Origin of the sequence: Pseudomonas sp. P7548 (assembly GCF_013386585.1) — a bacterium.
Classification (GTDB): domain Bacteria; phylum Pseudomonadota; class Gammaproteobacteria; order Pseudomonadales; family Pseudomonadaceae; genus Aquipseudomonas.
On the sequence record NZ_JACARO010000018.1, the window covers coordinates 113,830 to 135,048 of the forward strand.

Consider the following 21,219-nt stretch of genomic DNA (forward strand, 5'->3'; position numbering starts at 1 on the left):
CTGCTTTCATGACGTATCGAATCAACGAATTCCAGTTCCAACTGCCGGCCAGCGAGCTGCAGGACGCGACGATCAATATCCTCAAGTTCCCGGAACTGGGGACTTCACTGATCGTCAGCCGCAGCCTGCTCGCCGAGGGTGAAACCCTGCACAGCAACTTCAATGACCAACTCCAGCGCCTGGAAAAACAGGTGCAGGATTTACGCTATCAACCCGGTGTCGACGTGCGTTTGGGCGCGGCCCAAGAGGTGGAAGGCATCGAGCTGCGCAGCCAATTCAACAAGGGCAATGACAAGGTGTTCCAGTATCAACTGGCGCTGGTACTACCGGGTACGCGCAAGATGCTCGCCTTGAGTTACGTGAAGGCCGACAAGCTTGGGGATGCCGAGGCGGCGCATTGGGCGTTGATCAAACACTCGCTATCGTTCGACGCTGTTTCCTGATGAGCTGCCTGCATGTCTGACGCGTTATGGGCAGCCCGTATGGGCGATGCGCTGACCCACACCTCCATGATGGCCGATATCCTCGGCGGCGTGCTGGAGGTGGCGGCCAACGTGGCGATTACTGCGCTGGCGACTGCAGCTGTAGCGGCTGCCGTGGGGGTGACAATTGCTACCGCCGGTATCGGCGGCTGCATCCTCGGTGCGGTGGTGGGCATCGTCGTCGGCATGGCCATGAGCAAGACGGGGGCCGACAAGGGCCTCAGTAAGATGTGCGAGAGCTTCGCCAATGCGCTGTTCCCGCCCGTGGTGGAAGCCACGATTGCGGTGGGTTCGACCGACACCTTCGTCAACGGCATTCCGGCTGCGCGGGCTGCGGGCTCCATTCCCTCGCACGTGGCGCCCGCTGGTACGGAGCTTGAGCAAGCGCCGCCGGAGCTCGACCCCGAGCCAAAACCCGAGCCTGGCTTCCTGGACATGGCCGAGGGTTTCTTCTCCCAGCTATGGCGGCCCACCGTCGCCACGCCTGCACCGGGTGTGGTGCCGGCCCTCACCGACATGGTCCTGTGCGCCCGCCATCCGCCGATGCCGCCACAGCTTCTGGCCGAAGGGTCTGACAAAGTCACCATCAACGGCCAGCCCGCCGTGCGCAGCGGTGATCGCAGCATGTGCGAGGCGACGGTGGTGTCATCGGGGCTGATCTCGCCAAACGTCACCATTGGTGGTGGGACGGTGGTGGTGCAGGAAATTCGCAGCGGGAAGACCCCCGGCGTTGGCTTGGCGATTGAAGCATTAATGATGCTTAAAGGAGCCAAGGGCAAGACGCTGAGTAATTTGCCGTGCATGTTGTTGGGCGGTGTCAGCTCCTTTGCCGTGAGCCAGGCCATCGGCGCCATGACAAACGCCGCCATGTCTTCACTTAACCCCGTGCATACCGCGACAGGCGCCAAAATACTGGGCGGCACGAATGAATTGGATTTTGTGCTGCCAGGTGCGTTGCCCATGGCCTGGCAGCGCGTCTATAACAGCCACGATATACGCACAGCAGGGCTCTTCGGCGCGGGCTGGAGCGTTGCCTATGAGGTAAGTGTCGAAGTCCTGATGCATCCTGAAGGCGGCGAAGAGCTGATCTATACAGATGAGCAAGGGCGGCGTATCAACCTGGGTTCGCTTGTGCCAGGCAGCGCAATGTTCAGCCCTGCAGAAGTACTGAGCTTCAGGCGCCATTACAACGGTCAGTTATTGATCGAGAGCGATGATGGGTTGTATCGCCTCTTCGATCTCACACCAGGTTCGACCACGCACCTTCGGTTGAGTCAGTTGGGGGATCGCAATGACAATCGGATTTTCGTCGGTTACCACGAGAACGGCCGCATTGCGCGCCTGCGGGACACATCGAACCAGGTCCAGGTTGAGCTGGTTTACGACCAGGATCGCCTGGAGCGAATCGAACGCCTGTACGCCGACCAGTCGCGTGAGGTTCTCGTCAGCTACCGCTACAACGCGATAGGTGAATTGGCGCAAGTAAGCAACGCGTCCGGCGAGGTTCAGCGACGCTTTGCGTACGACGCCGGTCGCAGGATGATTGAACACCAGCTCCCTACCGGTCTGCGCTGCTTTTATGAGTGGGGCCACATCGACAACACTGAATGGCGAGTGGTACGACACTGGACCGACGAGGGCGACGCCTACCAATTCGAGTATGACTTGCAAAAGGGCATCACACGCGTCACAGACAGCCTGCAACGTGTCAGTACTCGTCAGTGGAATGCCCAGCATCAGATAATCGCATTCACCGACAATCTGGATAAAACCTGGCTATTCGAGTGGAACGACGAGCGTCAGTTACTGAGCGCTACGGACCCTCAAGGAGGGCGCTACGAATACAGCTACGATGAGTCCGGCAACCTGACGGCTGAGACGGATCCACTCGGGCGTAGCGTATCCACACTTTGGCTGGAGCATTGGTCGCTGCCACGCACACAAACCGACGCCGCCGGTAACACGTGGCAGTATCGCTATGATCAACGCGGTAATTGTGTCGCCGAGACCGACCCGCTGGGCCATATGACCCGTTATCGCTATAACGCACAAGGCTTGGTGGTGGAGGTCATAGATGCAACCGGCAAAAGCAAACAGTTGAAATGGAACACGCTCGGGCAACTGACCGACCACTTGGATTGCTCGGGATTCCCGACTCGCTTTGGCTACGACCCTCACGGGTACTTGCAGGAGATTACCAATGCAATGGGCGAACGCACGCAGTTCCAGCATGACCGCCAGGGTCGGCTGATCAGCAAGCAATTTCCGGACGGTCGAACCGAATATTTCCAGCGCGACAGTGCCGGCCTACTGCTGGGTCATACAGACCCTGCGGGGCACACGACTCTTTACCAGCACAATCGCAGGGGCCAGGTCTGCCAACGTACGGATGCACAGGGTCGCCAGGTTAGCCTGGGCTATGACACGTTCGGCCGGCTACAGTCGTTGAGCAACGAAAATGGTGAGCGCTATCGGTTCACCTGGGATGCCTGTGATCGGATGATCCAGCAACATGGCCTCGACGGGGGCACAAAATCCTACGCCTACGATGGGCTGGACAACCTGATCCGCGTGACGTCCACTCCAGCGCCTTATGGCACCGGGCTCGCAATTGTCCCCCGCGCACCTGAAGCACCGATCATTCATCAATTGGAACGCGACGCCGTTGGACGACTGATCGCAAAAGTCACGGATGATGGCCGCACCGAATACCACTACGATCCACTGAACCAACTCAGCGCCGTCACGTTCAAGGAGGCGTCGGGCGCTGAACAGAGGCTTGGCTTTGCCTACAACGCGCTCGGCCAATTGCTTGAGGAACACAGTGCCTCTGGCAGCCTTCACCATCGCTATGATGAACTCGGCAACCTGATACAAACCCAAGTACCTGATGGCCGCTGGCTCAACCGCCTCTACTACGGGAGCGGTCATTTGCACCAGATCAATCTTGACGGCGAGGTGATCAGTGACTTCGAGCGTGACCGACTCCATCGTGAAGTCTTGCGCACTCAGGGTCAGCTTAGTACGCGCAGCGACTACGACCCCGTCGGCCGCTTACGTGCTCGCATACGCCGTCATGACAGCCAGCCCGCCTTGCTGCCACCCGATATGCAAAGACAGTTCGAGTACGACCCGGCTGACAATTTGATCGGAAAGCTGGATCAGCGGTCCTCTGCGCGCCATCAACAACTGTTTCATTACGACGCAACAGACCGCCTTATCGCGAGCCAAGACTCTTTGTACGGCACTCGTGAGACCTTTGCATATGACGCAGCAGCCAACTTGCTTGACAGCGTCCACCCCAGCCAGTGGAAGGTGCTCCACAACAGGTTGGTCAGCTTTCAAGACAAGCGTTATCGCTATGACGGCTTCGGCCGAGTAATCGAAAAGCGCAGCGGGCGATACGGTGTACAAAGGTTTAGCTATGACGCCGAAAGCCGCCTGGTAGAAGTACGCAATGAAAAGGGCCATGTGGTTCGGATGGCCTACGACGCGCTGGATCGGCGTATCAAAAAGACCGAACAGGATCGCAATGGTTATACCTTGAGCCAAGTCAGCTTCATTTGGGACGGTCTGCGACTGCTCTCAGAGACGCAAAATGAACGCAGCAGCCTCTATGTCTATCTCAATCAAGGACACGAGCCCTTGGCGCGAGTCGATGGATTGGGCGTGCACAAGAAGACCCGTTATTACCACAACGACCTCAATGGTTTGCCCGAGCAATTGACCGAGAGCGATGGAAACATCGTCTGGAAAGCGATCTATCAGGTGTGGGGCAATACCGTTAGTGAAGAACGGGAACCCTATTATCTGGAAGATCAGAATATTCGCTTCCAGGGCCAGTATCTGGACCGGGAAACCGGACTGCACTACAACACGTTCCGCTTTTATGACCCCGATATCGGCAGATTCACTACAGAAGACCCGGTTGGATTACTGGGTGGCATTAACCTCTATCAGTACGCCCCCAACCCTCTGGGCTGGAGTGACCCACTGGGCTGGTGCTCGACGAAGCTAGGCAAGAACATGGGGGCTCGCAAAGGTGACGGTATGGCCAACCATCACCTGATACCCGAGGAGCTGATCAAACACAAAGAGTTCGGCAAAATGTTCTCCAGGCTGAAAAAGATAGGTTGGGATCCGGATGGCGCCTCCAACGGTGCTTTCCTGCCAGGATCAAAGGACCTTGCCGCCAAAACGCAGCTTCCTGGACATTGGTCGAACCATAACAAGTACACCGATGCTGTCAGGGACAGGCTCAGGGGCTTGAACAAACAACAAGCCGGGTTATCTGACATGGACCTCGCACTGGAAGTCTCGAACATCCAAAAATGGGCGAGCGGCGGGCTGCAGAATGGCCTCTTCAAAACTGATGCAGTTACAGGACGACTTTTATGACCGGCGCCAGCGCTGATTTCTTCATCGTGAACTACCACACCAACGGGGCGGATGCGCCCAGCTTCTTTGAGTCGGACTGGACTCCTGGCGTCCCGGAGTTTCATTACCCGTCAGAAACACCGGATGAGAGTCAGTTTGCCAGTGCTTATAAAGTCAAGGCCAAGATCAAGGAGTTGAAAGCGGACCTCATGATTGAGGAGTTGCTGGCGACAGATGCCGTCTTGAACATCTGCGCAACGCTCGAAATTCCTCATATCACGCGTCAGGTCGAGATAGAGTTAAAAGGAAAAAAAACACCTGAAAAACGCTACAACCTTTTCGTTCCGACCGCCCGACTCAGCCTGCTTGATCTTGAGCATTCGGTATTCACCATCGACCGCGACAAATACACCGGCAAACTCAAGACACCAGAAGAAAGTGATGTACCCGCTATCGTTTTTGAGTCCATCGAATCATTCAAGATAAAACCAGGTATTCATCAACACCTGTTTCTATGCACGGATATTAACGAAACGGTCTGTTCGGCTGAATTCAAGGCGATGTTCGAATCCAAGGCGCTTTTTGGGCTAGCGTTCACACCGTTGGATGCCACTTATAAATTCGATCCTTGGGGGGAGTTGTAACCGGGAGGTGACTACTGGTCTGACATTCTCCAGCCTACAAAAAATGGGCACCCGACCCTGTCGGCGTGCCCATTCTTTTACCGCCCCGCCTCCCTTCGAGACGGTGTCGCTGTTACGGGTTGACGCTGTCTTTGAGCGACTTGCCCGGCTTGAACGCAACGGTGTTGCTGGCCTTGATCTTCACAGGCTCACCGGTTTGCGGGTTTTTACCGGTGCGGGCGCCACGGTGGCGTTGCAGGAAGGTGCCGAAGCCAACCAGGGTGACGCTGTCCTTGCGGTGCAGGGCGCCAGTGATTTCTTCGAGAACGGCGTTGAGGACGCGGTTGGCCTGTTCTTTGGTGAGATCCGCTTTTTCAGCGATGGCGGCTGCGAGTTCTGGTTTACGCATAAGTGAAGCCTCTTTGACGGTTTTTTGTTGTTATGTCCGTGCTGCTCTCTGCTGGAGCAGCGCCCAAGGCGCCGCAGGCTCTACTCTGCGGCAGACGGGAGTGAGGATGGCATGCCCTCGCACGCTCCGCCAGTCTCGCGGCGACCTTTCTAGGGGTAAGAACGTGCTGATTCCGACAGAACGACAGGTATTTACGCCAGCAACGGCGGAAGTTCTTTGTTCAGGGCCAGTTTTTCCATGACGGCGGTGCCGGTCAGGGCGTAACCCAGCAGGCGCCCGCCTGCGTCGCGGCACAGGGCCTTGATGTCGGCGCCCTGGCCTTCAACGCTCCACACACCTTCGGTGCCCCGTGGCGGTGGCGATACCACCAGCGGGCAGACCGGCGTCTTCACGGTGACCGGCATCGGCCCATAGCTGACGGCCGTGGCATTGCCCGCCAGGGTCTGGGCCAGGGCACGGGCGCAGCTCATCAACGGCATCACGTACAGCAGGTTCAGGCCATCAACCTCGGCGCAGTCGCCCAGGGCGTAGATATTGGCATGGGAGGTCTTGAGATGGCGGTCTACCATGATCCCACGGTTGGTTTGCAAGCCGGCAGCGGCCGCCAGGTCGACACGCGGGCGCAGCCCGATGGCCGAGACCACCAGATCGCAGTGCACCACTTCACCGTCGGACAGGTGCGCTTCCAGGCCGTCCGCCGTGCGCTGCAAGCGATTGAGCACAGGGCCCAGGTGGAAGCGTGCGCCGAGCCCTTCGAGCCCGGCCTGCACGGCAGCGGCGGCCGCCGGGTGCAGCAGGGTCGGCATGACTTGCTCGCAGGGCGCCACCAGGTCGATCTCATAGCCACCGAGGATCAGGTCGTTGGCAAACTCGCAGCCGATCAGGCCGGCGCCGAGCAGCAACACCCGGCGTTTGCCGGCAGCCGCCGCGCGAAAGCGCGCATAGTCTTCGAGGTCGTTGATCGGGAAAATCAGTTCAGCGGCGTCGCCCTCGACCGGCACGCGCACAGTCTCGGCGCCCCAGGCCAGGACCAGGTCGCGGTAGGCCACTGCTTCCTCGCCGATCCACAGGCGCTTGTGGCCGGGGTCGATGCCGCTGACGCGGGTGTGGGTGCGCACTTCGGCCTTGAGTTGCTCGGCCATCGCGCCGGGTTCAGCCATGCTCAGGCCATCGGCTTCCTTGTTCTTGCCAAAGCCGGTGGAGAGCATGGGCTTGGAGTAGGAGCGCCCGTCGTCTGCGGTGATCAGCAGCAATGGGGTCTCGCTGTCGAGCTTGCGAAACTCCCGGGCCACGTTATAACCGGCCAATCCTGTGCCGATGATCACGACAGGTGCGTTCATTCCTTTCTCCTTGTAATACGGTTCTTAAAATTCAGATCAGCCGATTTCGATCATCTCGAAATCCATCTTGCCCACGCCGCAGTCCGGGCACAGCCAGTCTTCCGGGACGTCTTCCCAACGGGTGCCAGGCAGAATTCCGTCATCTGGCCAGCCGTCTTTCTCGTCATAGATCAGGCCGCAGACTACACATTGCCACTTCTTCATTTACTTGCTTCCTCAGGGTCCAGGCTTCTTGGCCGACGGTCGATAGACCCGCGTTGCCGTGCGGCTCAGGGCGTTTTGTACTGATCGGGGCCGGCAGATGCAAGCACGATCGACGCATGGGGCCGGTTCAGCCCGGCAAAAGATCAAGACGCCATGGTAAGCTCGCCGCCTCTTTTGCTGCCAATACTGACTCACCGTGCCGCACTCAATCGCCCGTCCCGATGCTTGCCAATGGCTGACCCAGAGCCTTCTGAGCCCCTTGCCCACGCCCCTGACCCTCAATTGGCTGTTCAACGAAGACTCGCTGACGCGACGGCTGACGTGGCTGTCCAACGATGGTTTCAGCGTGACGCCGCTGTTCGAAGGCTGGCAGCCACTGCGCGAAGACGAGTGCGCGGCCCTGGGCCTGCCTGCGGCCACCATCGGCTGGGTGCGCGAGGTGTACCTGCGTGGGCACGGCCAGCCGTGGGTGTTCGCCCGTAGCGTGGCCTCACGCAGTGCCTTGCAAGGCGACGGCCTGCACATGGATGAACTGGGCAGCCGCTCGCTGGGCGAGCTGCTGTTTTGCGACCAGGCGTTCACCCGCCAAGCCATTGAGGTGTGCCATTACCCAAGCGACTGGCTGCCTGCGGCGGACAAGGCCGAGGGGTTGTGGGGGCGCCGTTCGCGTTTCGACCGTGGGGCGTTGAGCGTGCTGGTGGCGGAAATCTTCTTGCCGAGCTTCTGGCACGCGCTGCACGACCACCCGGAGAACTGCTGATGTACCAACGTCTGCTCAAGTCCTTGAACCACCTGAATCCCAGGGCCTGGGACTTCATTCAGCTGACCCGCATGGACAAGCCGATCGGCATCTACCTGCTGCTGTGGCCGACATTGTGGGCGCTGTGGATTGCCGGCAAGGGCTCGCCTTCCCTGATCAATATCGTGATTTTCGTGCTGGGCGTGGTGCTGACCCGCGCCGGTGGTTGCGTGATCAATGACTGGGCCGACCGCAAGGTCGATGGCCATGTGAAGCGCACCGAGCAGCGCCCGCTGGTCAGCGGCAAGATCAGCTCAAAAGAGGCGCTGGTGTTTTTTGCGGTGCTGATGGGCATCAGTTTCCTGCTGGTATTGCTGACCAACGCCACCACCATCCTGCTGTCCTTGGGCGGTCTGGCCCTGGCGGCGAGCTACCCGTTCATGAAGCGCTACACCTATTACCCGCAAGTGGTGCTGGGCGCGGCGTTTTCCTGGGGCATGCCGATGGCGTTCACCGCAGAGACCGGCCACCTGCCGGCCACGGCCTGGCTTCTCTATATTGCCAACCTGCTGTGGACGGTGGGCTACGACACCTATTACGCGATGACCGACCGTGACGACGACCTGAAGATCGGTGTGAAATCCACCGCCATTCTGTTCGGCGATGCCGACCGCGTGATCATCCTCACCCTGCAGGGCCTGTCGCTGCTGTGCCTGTTACTGGCGGGTGCACGGTTCGAACTGGGGGGCTGGTTCCATTTGGGACTGTTGGCCGCGGCGGGCTGTTTTGCCTGGGAGTTCTGGTACACACGGGACAAGGACCGTATGAAATGCTTCAAGGCATTCCTGCATAACCATTGGGCAGGGTTGGCGATCTTTGTCGGTATCGTCGCCGACTACGCCCTGCGCTGAAATTTTGCGGCGGCTGGGCTGACGCCTTCGCGGGCAAGCCCGCTCCCACATTCGACTGTGTTCACAAATCCAAATGTGGGAGCGGGCTTGCTCGCGAAGGTCTCAGTGGCGCCTCGGGCTCAAGGTTTGATGACGTGCCACGCCCCACCCTTGCCGTCGCCAGTCTTGTCCCCAGCCTTATGGTCATCCTTGTAGGTGTAGACCGGCTTGCCTTTGTAGGCCCATTGGCTGCTCTGGTCATCGCGGGTGATGACGGTCCAATCGCCCATGGACTTGTCGGTAGACTCAGCCTTCAGCGGCGGCCAGTTGGTTGCGCACTGATCCTTGCATACAGACTTGCCGCCTGCGTCTTTGTCGAAGGTGTAGAGCGTCATACCCTTGTGGTCGACCAGCATCCCGTCTTTCGTCATCGCGGGTTCCGCCGCGAAGGCCAGCGTCGGCAGCGTCAACGCCGCCGTGACCAGCAGGGCTTTCCAGGAAACACTGTTGATAGCCATCGGAACCTTCCTTTTGTGGTTGTAAGGATTCGGACCCAAAGCGTAGTCCAGAGAGGCGCGAATTGCCCAAGCGACTAAATTACTGTCACACGACTGCAATAATTCCGTTATCTAATGCGGCGCAAGACAGTTAAATGACAAGAGGATTTAGGCATGGTTGGCAGGAGCATTCTGATCGTTGACGACGAAGCGCCCATTCGCGAGATGATCGCCGTTGCGTTGGAAATGGCCGGCTATGACTGCCTGGAGGCGGAGAACTCCCAGCAGGCCCATGCCATTATCGTCGACCGCAAGCCGGACCTGATCCTGCTGGACTGGATGCTGCCCGGCACCTCCGGCATCGAGCTGGCCCGTCGCCTTAAGCGTGACGAGCTGACCGGGGACATCCCGATCATCATGCTCACCGCCAAGGGCGAAGAGGACAACAAGATCCAGGGCCTGGAAGTGGGCGCCGACGACTACATCACCAAGCCGTTTTCCCCACGTGAGCTGGTCGCGCGTCTGAAGGCCGTATTGCGCCGTGCCGGCCCGACCGACGGTGAAGCGCCGATCGAAGTCGACGGCCTGATCCTGGACCCGATCAGCCACCGCGTGACCATCGACGGCAAGCCGGCCGAGATGGGCCCGACCGAATACCGCCTGCTGCAATTTTTCATGACCCACCAGGAGCGCGCCTACACCCGTGGCCAACTGCTGGATCAGGTCTGGGGCGGCAACGTATACGTGGAAGAACGCACCGTAGACGTGCATATCCGTCGCCTGCGCAAAGCCTTGGGCGATGCCTACGAGAATCTGGTACAAACCGTGCGCGGCACTGGCTATCGCTTTTCCACCAAAGGCTGAGCCAGCCCCTTTCCTTCCTTAACAGCTGACAAGGACGCATGTTTAAGTGAACCAGAACTGGCATGGCACCCTGATCCGCCACATGCTTCTGTTGATCACCGGCTGCCTGTTGGTGGGCCTGGTCAGCGGTTATTACGGCTGGAGCCTGGCCGTTGGTATCGGCCTGTACCTGGGCTGGACCCTCAAGCAACTGTTGCGCCTGCATGAATGGCTGCGCCAGCACAAACCCGATGAAGCACCACCCGACGGCTATGGCCTGTGGGGCGAGGTGTTCGACAGCATTTACCACCTGCAACGCCGCGACCAACGGGTACGCGGGCGCCTGCAAGCGGTGATCGACCGCGTGCAAGAGTCCACTGCCGCGCTCAAAGACGCGGTGATCATGCTCGACAGCGACGGCAACCTGGAATGGTGGAACCGCGCCGCCGAGACTTTGCTGGGCCTCAAGACACCCCAGGACAGCGGCCAACCGGTGACCAACCTGGTGCGCCACCCGCGCTTCAAGGAGTACTTCGAACAGGAGAACTACGAAGAAGCCCTGGAAATCCCTTCGCCCACCAACGACCGCGTGCGCATCCAGCTGTACCTGACGCGTTACGGCAACAACGAACACTTGATGCTGGTGCGCGACGTCACCCGCATCCACCAGCTTGAACAGATGCGCAAAGACTTCGTCGCCAACGTCTCCCACGAACTGCGCACGCCGTTGACGGTGATCTGCGGTTACCTGGAAACGTTGCTGGACAACGTCGACGAGATCAACCCGCGCTGGAGCCGCGCCCTGCAGCAGATGCAGCAGCAAGGTTCACGCATGCAGACCCTGCTCAACGACCTGCTGTTGCTGGCCAAGCTGGAAGCCACCGACTACCCGTCGGACAACCACCCGGTGGCCGTGCAGAGCCTGCTGCAGACCATCAAGAACGACGCCCAGGCCCTTTCCGGCCAGCGCGGGCAGCAGATCACCCTGGAAGCCGACCCGGCCGTGTTGCTCAAGGGCAGCGAAGGCGAGTTGCGCAGCGCGTTTTCCAACCTGGTGTTCAACGCCGTGAAGTACACCCAGGACAAGGGCAATATCCGCATCCGCTGGTGGGCCGACGAGCACGGCGCGCACCTGAGCGTGCAGGACTCGGGCATCGGCATCGACGCCAAGCACCTGCCGCGCCTGACCGAACGTTTCTACCGTGTCGATTCCAGTCGCAACTCCAACACCGGCGGCACCGGGCTGGGGCTGGCCATCGTCAAGCACGTGTTGCTGCGCCATCGTGCGCGCCTGGAGATCAGCAGCGTGCTGGGCCATGGCAGTACCTTTACCTGCCACTTTCCCCCGGTGCAGATGACCCGTTCGCGGCTGGTCGAAAATGATGAATAACCTGAAGTAACAGTTGCCCGGTGTGGGAGCTGGCTTGCCTGCGATGACATTGGCACAGCCAATAGAGAGGTCGCCTGACACTCCGCTATCGCTGGCAAGCCAGCTCCTACAGGGGTTCGGCTATACGACTTTCCACGTCCCACCCGGCAGCGGGCACTAGGCAAGCGCCCCGTCAGCCGCTACATTGGCCGACTTGCGCCTGCCTTTGCGGCCCACCTGCCACCCCTTATTGAACACACGGAACCTGCAAAACCCCATCATGGACCCTTCCCCTGGTATCACCCTCGCCACACTCTTCGCCGACTTCGGCATGATTCTTTTTGCACTGATCCTGGTACTGCTCAACGGTTTCTTCGTTGCGGCGGAATTTGCCATGGTCAAACTACGCGCCACCCGGGTCGAGGCCATTGCCCACAAAAACGGCTGGCGCGGACAGATCCTGCGCACCGTGCACAGCCAGCTCGACGCTTACCTGTCGGCCTGCCAGTTGGGTATCACCCTCGCCTCCCTGGGCCTGGGCTGGGTCGGTGAGCCGGCGTTTGCGCACATCCTCGAGCCACTGCTGAGCGCGGTGGGCGTGCAATCGCCGGAAGTGATCAAGGGCGTGTCGTTCTTTGCGGCGTTCTTCGTGATTTCCTACCTGCACATCGTGGTCGGCGAGCTGGCGCCCAAATCCTGGGCCATCCGCAAACCCGAGCTGTTGTCGCTGTGGACGGCAGTGCCGCTGTACCTGTTCTACTGGGCCATGTACCCGGCGATCTACCTGCTCAACGCCAGCGCCAATGCGATCCTGCGCATTGCCGGCCAGGGTGAGCCTGGCCCGCACCACGAACACCATTACAGCCGCGAAGAACTCAAGCTGATCCTGCACTCCAGCCGTGGCCAGGATCCGAGCGACCAAGGCATGCGCGTGCTGGCCTCGGCCGTGGAAATGGGCGAACTGGAAGTGGTGGACTGGGCCAACTCCCGGGAAGACCTGGTGACCCTGGACTTCAACGCCCCGCTCAAGGAAATCCTCGCGCTGTTCCGTCGCCACAAATTCAGCCGCTATCCGGTGTACGACGCCGACCGCAACGAATTCGTGGGCCTGTTGCACATCAAGGACCTGCTGCTGGAACTGGCAGCCCTGGACCACATCCCCGAGTCGTTCAACCTGGCCGAACTGACCCGCCCACTGGAGCGCGTATCGCGGCACATGCCGTTGTCGCAGTTGCTGGAGCAGTTCCGCAAAGGCGGCGCGCACTTCGCCCTGGTGGAAGAGGCTGACGGCAAGATCATCGGCTACCTCACCATGGAAGACGTGCTGGAAGTGCTGGTGGGCGATATCCAGGACGAACACCGCAAGGCCGAACGCGGCATCCTGGCGTACCAGCCGGGCAAGTTGCTGGTGCGTGGCGACACGCCGCTGTTCAAGGTGGAGCGCCTGCTGGGCGTGGACCTGGACCACATCGAAGCCGAAACCCTGGCCGGCCTGATCTACGACACGCTCAAGCGCGTGCCGGAAGAGGAAGAAGTGCTGGAAGTGGAAGGCCTGCGCATCATCATCAAGAAGATGAAAGGCCCGAAGATCGTGTTGGCCAAGGTCCTGTTGCTCGACTAACCCCCCCGTAGAAGCCCGGCTTACCGGCGATAGCGACCGTGGAAACTGTGATGTTCTCACTGGCCCCATCGCCGGCAAGCCGGGCGCCTACAGGCCTGCTGCAAAATTGGGCAGCGTGCCCACCGGCTGGTTGAACTCATACGGAATCGATACCAGCCCCGCCTCCGTGGCACGCTGCACCACAAAGTGCAGGTGCGGCCCGCTGCTGTTGCCCGTATTGCCCGACAGCGCCAGCGGGCTCCCCACACTCACACGCTGCCCAGCCCTGACACTCACCGAGCCTTGCTTGAGGTGCAGGTACACCGCGTCGCTGCCATCGTCATGGCGCACCCGTACAAAATTCCCTGACGCATCATTGCCGCGCCCGACTTGCTCGTTCTCGGTCTTCACCACCATGCCACTGCGCGCCGCAATGATTGGCGTGCCTTCAGGCATGGCGATATCCATGGCGTAGCGGCTTTTGGCGTCGGTATGGCTGAAGTTGCCGTTGGGCCCTTGGGTGAGGCGAAACGGGCCGCCGCGCCAGGGCAGCGGGTAGCGGTAGGCTTGTGGTGGATAAGTCGGCTTCGGCCTTTCGAGCAGCAAACGCGCAGGCTTGCGCTCCTGGATCACGAACGCCTGGGCCCCGGGGGTTTGCCGGTCGCTGTAGACCACGTTGCCCTGGGCATCAATGGATTTGTAGACGGTCATGGCCAGGGCCGAAGGAACGACCGTGGCCAGGCCGCAGCACAGCAATACGCGCATGAGCATGGCGTGTCCCTGCCAGAATGACTGAACGGCAGGCTAGCAAGCGAACATGACGATTGTAGTGAGCGGGCTTGCCCCGCGCTGGGTGGCGAAGCCGCCCGACACCTGGCAGCGCGGTTTGACTGAAGGACCGCAGTGCCTGAATGGGGGCCGCTGCGCGGTCCGGCGCGGGGCAAGCCCGCTCACTACAAAAGCCCTGCAATCGGGCGATAGGTTTTTATCAGGCGCCTGGCACGAAGTGTTTTTGCGCCGTGCCGCGGGCGATCAGGCGGGAGATGTAGTCGAGCTTCTGCGCATCCTGGTCGATGAACCGGAAGGTCAGTTGCAGCCAGTCGCTGTCGGGCTTGGGTTCGTAGGCGACGATAGCGTGCAGGTAGCCGTTGAGGCGCGCCACTTCGGCGTTGTCACCTTGCTCAAGGTCGAGCACCGCGCTTTCCAGTACCTGAGGCAGCACTTCACCGCGGCGTACCACCAGCAGCGCTTCCTTGATGCTCAGCGCCTTGATCACACATTGCTGGTTGCCGCTGGACAAACGCAGTTGGCCCTGGCCACGACCGCCCGCCGGCGCGGCAGCAGGCGCCTGGACCGGTGGGCTGTTGAGCAGGCCTTTGCTCGGTGCGGGTGCCGCTGCAGCCACCGGTGCCGGGCGCACGGCTTCGGGCTTGCCGCCCGTCAGGGCGCTCAGGGAGTCGTTGCCGAAAGCCGAGTTCATCTTGGTCGGGGCGCTGGCGATCAGGGCGTCGAGGCGGCCGATCTTGTGCAGGGCTTGCTTGACCTTGTTCAACAACTGCTCGTTGGTGAACGGCTTGCTGACGTAGCCGGAGACGCCGGCCTGGATCGCCTGGACCACGTTTTCCTTGTCGCCACGGCTGGTCACCATCACGAAAGGCATGGCCTTCAGATGGGCTTGCTCACGGCACCAGGTCAGCAGCTCCAGGCCCGACATTTCCGGCATTTCCCAGTCGCACAGCACCAGGTCGAAGGTCTCGCGCATCAGGATGGCCTGGGCCTTTTTGCCGTTTACCGCATCTTCAATCTTGATCCCGGGGAAGTAGTTGCGCAGGCACTTCTTCACCAGGTCGCGGATAAACGAGGCGTCATCCACCACCAATACACTGACTTTACTCATCGACCCTTCACCCTATAAACGGCACGCAAGACGCCTGACTGATGGCATTTTGCCAAAACTCGGTAGTCACAGTCGGACTTTATTGCCCCGGCTGCGCAAAAAATTCATGTGCCACAAACAAAAACGCCCGGCCTGAGGCCGGGCGTTAATTTCTCGGGCAACCTTACTTATCGTCAGGTTCGCCCGGAACATTAGGGATTTGGTCGGCTGTGCCTTCAACTTCGGCTTTCATGCGCTTGAGGCCCATGTGCCGCACATCGGTGCCGCGCACCAGGTAAATCACCAGCTCGGAAATGTTGCGTGCGTGGTCACCGATACGCTCCAGGGAACGCAGCACCCAGATAATGTTCAAGACCCGCGAGATAGAGCGTGGGTCTTCCATCATGTAGGTGGCCAGCTCACGCAGCGCGGTCTTGTATTCGCGGTCGATGATCTTGTCGTACTGCGCCACCGACAACGCCAGCTCGGCGTCGAAGCGGGCGAAAGCGTCCAACGCGTCGCGCACCATGTTGCGCACCTGGTCGCCGATATGGCGCACTTCCACATAACCGCGCGGGGCTTCGCCTTCTTCGCACAGCTGGATGGCACGACGGGCGATCTTGGTGGCTTCGTCGCCGATGCGCTCCAGGTCGATCACCGACTTGGAGATGCTGATGATCAAGCGCAGGTCGGAGGCCGCTGGCTGGCGACGGGCCAGAATGCGCAGGCATTCTTCGTCGATGTTGCGCTCCATCTGGTTGATTTGGTCATCGATCTCGCGCACTTGCTGGGCCAGGCCCGAGTCGGCCTCGATCAGCGCGGTGACGGCGTCGTTGACTTGCTTCTCCACCAGCCCGCCCATCGCCAGGAGGTGGCTGCGCACTTCCTCAAGCTCGGCGTTGAACTGCGCGGAGATGTGATGGGTAAGGCCTTCTTTGCTAATCATGTGGGTGTCCTTGGAGCGTCCGGTAAGGTGCGGAGAACCGCAGCATTCAGTGCAATCAGAACCAGCGTGCTCTAGCCGTAGCGACCGGTGATGTAGTCTTCGGTCTGCTTCTTGGCCGGGTTGGTGAACAGGGTATCGGTGTCGCCGAATTCCACCAGCTTGCCCATGTACATGAACGCGGTGTAGTCGGAAACCCGTGCCGCCTGTTGCATGTTGTGGGTCACGATCACGATGGTGAACTTGGACTTGAGCTCGTAGATCAGTTCTTCGACTTTCAGCGTCGAGATCGGGTCGAGTGCCGAGCACGGTTCGTCGAGCAGCAATACTTCCGGCTCCACGGCGATGGTACGGGCGATCACCAGACGTTGCTGCTGGCCACCAGACAGGCCGAGTGCCGAATCGTGCAGGCGGTCCTTGACCTCATCCCACAGCGCCGCGCCTTTCAACGCCCACTCAACGGCTTCGTCGAGGATGCGCTTCTTGTTGATGCCCTGGATACGCAGGCCGTAGACCACGTTTTCGTAGATGGTCTTGGGGAACGGGTTCGGCTTCTGGAACACCATGCCCACGCGGCGACGCAGCTCGGCCACGTCTTCGCCCTTACGGTAGATGTTGCTGCCGTAGAGGTTGATGGCGCCTTCCACACGGCAGCCGTCCACCAGGTCGTTCATGCGGTTGAAGGTACGCAGCAGCGTGGACTTGCCGCAGCCCGACGGGCCGATGAAGGCGGTCACGCGCTGCTTGGGGATGTTCATGCTGACGTCGAACAGCGCCTGCTTTTCACCGTAGTACAGGCTCAGGCCCGGCACTTCGATGGCCACGGTTTCCTGGGCCAGGCTCAGGCTCTGCTTGTCGCGACCCAGGGCAGACATGTTGATGCCGTGGGTAGGGGTTTCGTGTTGCATGGGATGCTCCCTGTGCTACCAATTCGTTGTGTGGGAGCGGGCTTGCTCGCGAAGGCGTCGGGTCAGTCGACCTATGTGTTTCTGAGACACCGCATTCGCGAGCAAGCCCGCTCCCACATTGAGTCCGCGTTCAATTCAGATCAGCTATCCAGCGCTTTGTACTTTTCGCGCAGGTGGTTGCGGATCCACACTGCCGACAGGTTGAGCGTGGCGATCACCAGCACCAGCAGCAAGGCGGTGGCGTACACCAGCGGCCGTGCGGCTTCGACGTTCGGGCTCTGGAAGCCGACGTCATAAATATGGAAGCCCAAGTGCATGATCTTCTGGTCCAGGTGCAGGTACGGGTAGTTGCCGTCCAGCGGCAGCGACGGCGCCAGTTTCACCACACCAACCAGCATCAGCGGCGCCACTTCACCGGCGGCGCGGGCCACGGCGAGGATCATGCCGGTCATCATTGCCGGGCTGGCCATCGGCAGCACGATCTTCCACAGCGTTTCCGCCTTGGTCGCGCCCAGTGCCAGGGAGCCTTCACGCACGGTGCGAGGAATTCGCGCCAGGCCTTCTTCAGTGGCCACGATCACCACCGGCACCGCCAGCAACGCCAGGGTCAGCGAAGCCCACAGCAGGCCCGGCGTACCGAAGGTCGGTGCCGGCAAGGCTTCGGCGAAGAACAGGCGGTCAACCGAGCCACCCAGTACATACACGAAGAAGCCCAGGCCGAACACGCCGTAGACGATGGCCGGTACGCCCGCCAGGTTGTTCACCGCAATGCGGATAACCCGCGTCAGGGTGTTCTGCTTGGCGTATTCACGCAGGTACACCGCCGCCAGTACGCCGAACGGGGTCACGATCATCGCCATGATCAGGGTCATCATCACGGTGCCGAAGATGGCCGGGAAGATACCGCCTTCGGTGTTGGCTTCCCGTGGGTCATCGCTGAGGAATTCCCAGACCTTGCTGAAGTAGAAGCCGATCTTGGTCAGGGTGCCCATGGCGTTCGGCTGGTAAGCGTGCACCACTTTGCCGATGCCGATTTCCACTTCCTTGCCGTTGCCATCGCGGGCCGTCAGCGAGTCGCGGTTGAACTGGGTGTGCAGGTCAGCCAGGCGCGCTTCGATCTCTTTATAGCGGTTGTTCAGCTCGGCACGGCCAGTGTCCATGTCGGCCTGGGCGGTGGCGTCGAGCTTGCCTTCCAGCTCCAGCTTGCGACCGTGCAGGCGGATGCGCTCCAGCCCGGCGTTGATCGCGCCGATATCGGTTTTTTCCAGGCTTTTGAGCTGAGCTGCCAGCTTGTTCACACGGTCGACACGCGCCTGCAGCTCAGGCCACGCGGCCTCGCCTTCAGCAATGACCTTGCCGTCCTGTTTCACGTTGACCAGGGTGCCGTAGAAGTTGCCCCACTCGCGACGCTCGATGGCCATCAGGTCCGCAGGCTTGGTCTGGTCCTTCAACCACTCGCCGACGATCCAGGTGAAGTCGTTGCCGTTCAGGTCCCGGTTACCGACCTTGATCAGCTCGCGGGTCATGAATTCCGGGCCTTGCTCCGGCACGGGCAGACCGGCGCTTTTCAGGCGCTCACGCGGCACTTCTTCCTTCTGCACCACTTCGCCGATGACGATATGGTTTTCCAGGCCAGGCACGCTGTAGTTGGCCTGGATCAGGTCGGCCGGCCAGAAGTGGCCGAGACCACGCACGGCAATCACCGCCAGCAAGCCAATGGTCATGATGACCGCGATGGACACCGCGCCACCGCTGATCCAGACGCCGGGGGCGCCGCTCTTGAACCATCCATTCAGGGAGTTCTGTTTCACAGACTTCTACCTTTCTTAAAGCGACGAGTATTTCTTGCGCAGACGCTGACGGATCAGCTCGGCGAGGGTGTTCATGATGAAGGTGAACAGCAGCAGTACCAGTGCCGAGAGGAACAGCACGCGGTAGTGACTACCGCCCACTTCCGACTCCGGCATCTCGACCGCCACGTTGGCCGCCAGGGTGCGCAGGCCTTCGAACAGGTTCATCTCCATCACCGGGGTGTTGCCGGTGGCCATCAACACGATCATGGTTTCGCCGACCGCACGGCCCATGCCGATCATCAGCGCCGAGAAGATACCCGGGCTGGCGGTCAGGATGACCACGCGAGTCATGGTCTGCCATGGTGTAGCGCCGAGGGCCAGGGAACCCAGGGTCAGGCCGCGCGGCACGCTGAACACGGCGTCTTCGGCGATGGAGTAGATGTTCGGGATCACCGCAAAACCCATGGCCAGGCCGACTACCAGTGCGTTGCGCTGGTCGTAGGTGATGCCCAGGTCGTGGGAGATCCACATGCGCATGTCGCCGCCGAAGAACCAGGTTTCCAGGTACGGGCTCATGTACAGCGAGAGCCAGCCCACGAACAGGATCACCGGGATCAGGATCGCGCTTTCCCAGCCATCAGGAACGCGCAGGCGCAGCGACTCAGGCAGGCGGCTGAAGATGAAACCAGCCACCAGGATGCCAATCGGCAACAGCATCAGCAGGCTGAAGATGCCCGGCAGGTGCCCTTCCACATACGGCGCCAGGAACAGGCCGGCGAAGAAGCCGAGGATCACCGTCGGCATCGCTTCCATCAACTCGATCACCGGCTTGACCTTGCGGCGCAGGCTCGGGGCCATGAAGTAAGCGGTGTAGATCGCAGCGGCAACGGCCAGCGGTGCAGCCAGCAGCATGGCGTAGAACGCAGCTTTCAACGTACCGAACGTCAGCGGAGCCAGGCTCATCTTCGGTTCGAAGTCGGTGTTGGCGGCGGTCGATTGCCAAACGTACTTAGGCTCGTCGTAGTTTTCGTACCAGACCTTGCTCCACAACGCGCTCCAGGACACTTCCGGGTGCGGGTTGTCCAGCAGCAGCGGTTGCAGCTTGCCACCGGCTTCCACGATCACGCGGTTGGCGCGTGGCGACAGGCCGAACAGGCCTTGGCCATCAACCACCGGGTCGACCAGCAGGGTGCGGTGGGCGGTGCTGTGGAACACGCCGAACTTGCCGGAAGCATCCAGGGCAGTGAAGCCTTTGCGACGCTCTTCAGCGGTGATTTCCACGATGGGTGCAGTACCCATCTGGAAGGTGCGGATCTGTTTCAGGCGTTGCTCGCCGTCCGGGTCGCGGGCCATGAACCACTGGGCCAGGCCACCCTTGGAGTTACCGACGATCAGCGAGATACCGCCCACCAGTTGGGTACTGGCCGTGATCTCGGCAGCGCCGTCTTCGAGCAGTTTGTAGCGACCGTTGAGGCTCTTGTCACGCAGGCTGAACACATCGGCCAACGCGCGACCGTTGATCACGTACAGCCACTGCTGGCGTGGGTCGATGAAGATCGCCTTCACCGGCTCGGTCATTTGCGGCAGCTCGATACGCTTCTGCTCGCTGGTGACTTCACCGGTCATCATGTTTTCTTCGCGGCTCAGTGACAGCACGTTCAAGTGCGAGCCCGACGAACCGGCGACCACCAGGGAGGAGTCAGTGGCGTTCAGTGCAACGTGTTCCAGCGGGCGACCACCATCGTCCAGCACGATTGGCGTTTCACCGTAAGGGTATTCGACTGCTGGGTTGATGGTTTTCTTGCCGTCCGGGTACGACACTTTATAGGTGTGGCGGAACACCAGGGATTGACCATTGGACAAACCGAGGATCACCAACGGGCTGCCCGGTTGGTCTTTACCAATGGACACCACTTGGCTGCCAGCCGGCAACGGCAAGTCGACGCGCTTGATCTCGGCGCCACTGTCCACATCAAAGAACAGCGCCTGGCCCTTGTCGGAAACCCGCATGGCGACCTGGTTCTGTTCTTCCAGAGAGATCATCAGCGGCTTGCCGGCGTCCTGGATCCACGCAGGCGTGAGGGCATCTTCCTTGGTCAACGAGGCACCCTGGAACAAAGGCGCGACGACATAGGCGAGGAAGAAGAAGATCAGGGTGATGGCGCCGAGGACGGCGAGGCCGCCGATCAAGACGTACCAACGGGTCAGGCGATCTTTGAGCGCGCGAATGCGGCGCTTGCGTTGCAGCTCAGGCGTATTGAAATCAATGCGCTTGGGGGGAGAAGTAGTCGTCATGGTGGAATTGGCCAGATCATTCATGCGCACA

Annotated in this window: 18 protein-coding genes; 8 read left to right on the forward strand and 10 right to left on the reverse strand. The window is 60.5% G+C overall.

Annotated features, from left to right (window positions below; genetic code table 11):
- Positions 1 to 8: 8 nt before the first annotated feature.
- Genes HX803_RS10685 through HX803_RS10695 form a run of 3 tightly spaced genes read left to right on the forward strand, consistent with a single transcriptional unit; the run spans position 9 to position 5,503 of the window.
- Positions 9 to 443, forward strand: a complete 435-nt coding sequence (locus tag HX803_RS10685) for a DcrB-related protein (protein ID WP_178920400.1) — start codon at positions 9 to 11, stop codon at positions 441 to 443.
- 12 nt (positions 444 to 455) lie between these two features.
- Positions 456 to 4,880, forward strand: a complete 4,425-nt coding sequence (locus tag HX803_RS10690) for an RHS repeat-associated core domain-containing protein (protein WP_178920402.1) — start codon at positions 456 to 458, stop codon at positions 4,878 to 4,880.
- Positions 4,877 to 5,503 carry a hypothetical protein gene (locus tag HX803_RS10695; RefSeq protein ID WP_176994489.1) on the forward strand — a complete coding sequence of 209 codons (627 nt, stop codon included), beginning with the start codon at positions 4,877 to 4,879 and terminating at the stop codon, positions 5,501 to 5,503. The genes HX803_RS10690 and HX803_RS10695 overlap by 4 nt, the downstream gene beginning before the upstream one ends.
- Positions 5,504 to 5,615: 112 nt before the next feature.
- Here the strand turns inward: HX803_RS10695 and HX803_RS10700 are convergent, their stop codons facing one another.
- From HX803_RS10700 to HX803_RS10710, 3 genes are all read right to left on the reverse strand, one after another.
- Positions 5,616 to 5,891 (reverse strand): HU family DNA-binding protein, encoded by a 276-nt coding sequence (locus tag HX803_RS10700; RefSeq protein WP_003213368.1) that lies wholly within the window; start codon positions 5,889 to 5,891, stop codon positions 5,616 to 5,618.
- A 191-nt stretch (positions 5,892 to 6,082) separates the two neighbouring features.
- Positions 6,083 to 7,231 (reverse strand): NAD(P)/FAD-dependent oxidoreductase, encoded by a 1,149-nt coding sequence (locus tag HX803_RS10705; RefSeq protein ID WP_178920403.1) that lies wholly within the window; start codon positions 7,229 to 7,231, stop codon positions 6,083 to 6,085.
- 36 nt (positions 7,232 to 7,267) lie between these two features.
- Positions 7,268 to 7,435, reverse strand: coding sequence for a rubredoxin (locus HX803_RS10710; protein WP_015886569.1), 168 nt, complete (start codon positions 7,433 to 7,435; stop codon positions 7,268 to 7,270).
- A 196-nt stretch (positions 7,436 to 7,631) separates the two neighbouring features.
- Between HX803_RS10710 and HX803_RS10715 the strand changes: the two genes are divergently transcribed.
- On the forward strand, positions 7,632 to 8,195 hold the full coding sequence (locus HX803_RS10715) for a chorismate lyase (protein WP_178920405.1): 564 nt from the start codon (positions 7,632 to 7,634) through the stop codon (positions 8,193 to 8,195).
- Positions 8,195 to 9,085 carry a 4-hydroxybenzoate octaprenyltransferase gene (ubiA, locus tag HX803_RS10720; protein WP_178920407.1) on the forward strand — a complete coding sequence of 297 codons (891 nt, stop codon included), beginning with the start codon at positions 8,195 to 8,197 and terminating at the stop codon, positions 9,083 to 9,085. The genes HX803_RS10715 and ubiA overlap by 1 nt, the downstream gene beginning before the upstream one ends.
- 119 nt (positions 9,086 to 9,204) lie before the next feature.
- Here the strand turns inward: ubiA and HX803_RS10725 are convergent, their stop codons facing one another.
- On the reverse strand, positions 9,205 to 9,582 hold the full coding sequence (locus HX803_RS10725) for a hypothetical protein (protein ID WP_178920409.1): 378 nt from the start codon (positions 9,580 to 9,582) through the stop codon (positions 9,205 to 9,207).
- Between the two features lie 153 nt (positions 9,583 to 9,735).
- On the opposite strand from HX803_RS10725, the gene phoB reads away from it, so the two are divergent.
- The 3 genes from phoB (at position 9,736) to HX803_RS10740 (ending at position 13,394) form a co-directional block, all read left to right on the forward strand.
- Positions 9,736 to 10,425, forward strand: coding sequence for a phosphate regulon transcriptional regulator PhoB (gene phoB / locus HX803_RS10730; RefSeq protein WP_003195617.1), 690 nt, complete (start codon positions 9,736 to 9,738; stop codon positions 10,423 to 10,425).
- Between the two features lie 82 nt (positions 10,426 to 10,507).
- Positions 10,508 to 11,794: a phosphate regulon sensor histidine kinase PhoR gene (gene phoR / locus HX803_RS10735; protein ID WP_218172521.1), complete on the forward strand. Its 1,287-nt coding sequence runs from the start codon at positions 10,508 to 10,510 to the stop codon at positions 11,792 to 11,794.
- A gap of 259 nt (positions 11,795 to 12,053) precedes the next feature.
- On the forward strand, positions 12,054 to 13,394 hold the full coding sequence (locus tag HX803_RS10740) for a hemolysin family protein (RefSeq protein ID WP_178920411.1): 1,341 nt from the start codon (positions 12,054 to 12,056) through the stop codon (positions 13,392 to 13,394).
- Between the two features lie 87 nt (positions 13,395 to 13,481).
- Here HX803_RS10740 and HX803_RS10745 read toward each other — a convergent pair whose 3' ends face one another.
- The 6 genes from HX803_RS10745 to HX803_RS10770 form a co-directional block, all read right to left on the reverse strand.
- Entirely contained in the window at positions 13,482 to 14,144 is a 663-nt protein-coding gene (locus HX803_RS10745; protein ID WP_178920413.1) for a M23 family metallopeptidase, read from the reverse strand.
- Positions 14,145 to 14,361: 217 nt separating this feature from the next.
- On the reverse strand, positions 14,362 to 15,270 hold the full coding sequence (locus HX803_RS10750; protein ID WP_178920415.1) for a response regulator: 909 nt from the start codon (positions 15,268 to 15,270) through the stop codon (positions 14,362 to 14,364).
- Positions 15,271 to 15,433: 163 nt separating this feature from the next.
- Positions 15,434 to 16,195 carry a phosphate signaling complex protein PhoU gene (phoU, locus tag HX803_RS10755; RefSeq protein ID WP_176994499.1) on the reverse strand — a complete coding sequence of 254 codons (762 nt, stop codon included), beginning with the start codon at positions 16,193 to 16,195 and terminating at the stop codon, positions 15,434 to 15,436.
- 71 nt (positions 16,196 to 16,266) lie between these two features.
- The gene (gene pstB / locus HX803_RS10760; RefSeq protein ID WP_178920417.1) at positions 16,267 to 17,100 is read right to left on the reverse strand and encodes a phosphate ABC transporter ATP-binding protein PstB; all 834 of its coding nucleotides are present in this window, start codon (positions 17,098 to 17,100) and stop codon (positions 16,267 to 16,269) included.
- Between the two features lie 140 nt (positions 17,101 to 17,240).
- On the reverse strand, positions 17,241 to 18,911 hold the full coding sequence (pstA, locus tag HX803_RS10765) for a phosphate ABC transporter permease PstA (protein ID WP_178920419.1): 1,671 nt from the start codon (positions 18,909 to 18,911) through the stop codon (positions 17,241 to 17,243).
- A 15-nt stretch (positions 18,912 to 18,926) separates the two neighbouring features.
- Complete coding sequence (locus HX803_RS10770; protein WP_178920499.1) at positions 18,927 to 20,960, reverse strand: ABC transporter permease subunit; 2,034 nt, start codon at positions 20,958 to 20,960, stop codon at positions 18,927 to 18,929.
- Between the last annotated feature and the right edge of the window lie 259 nt (positions 20,961 to 21,219).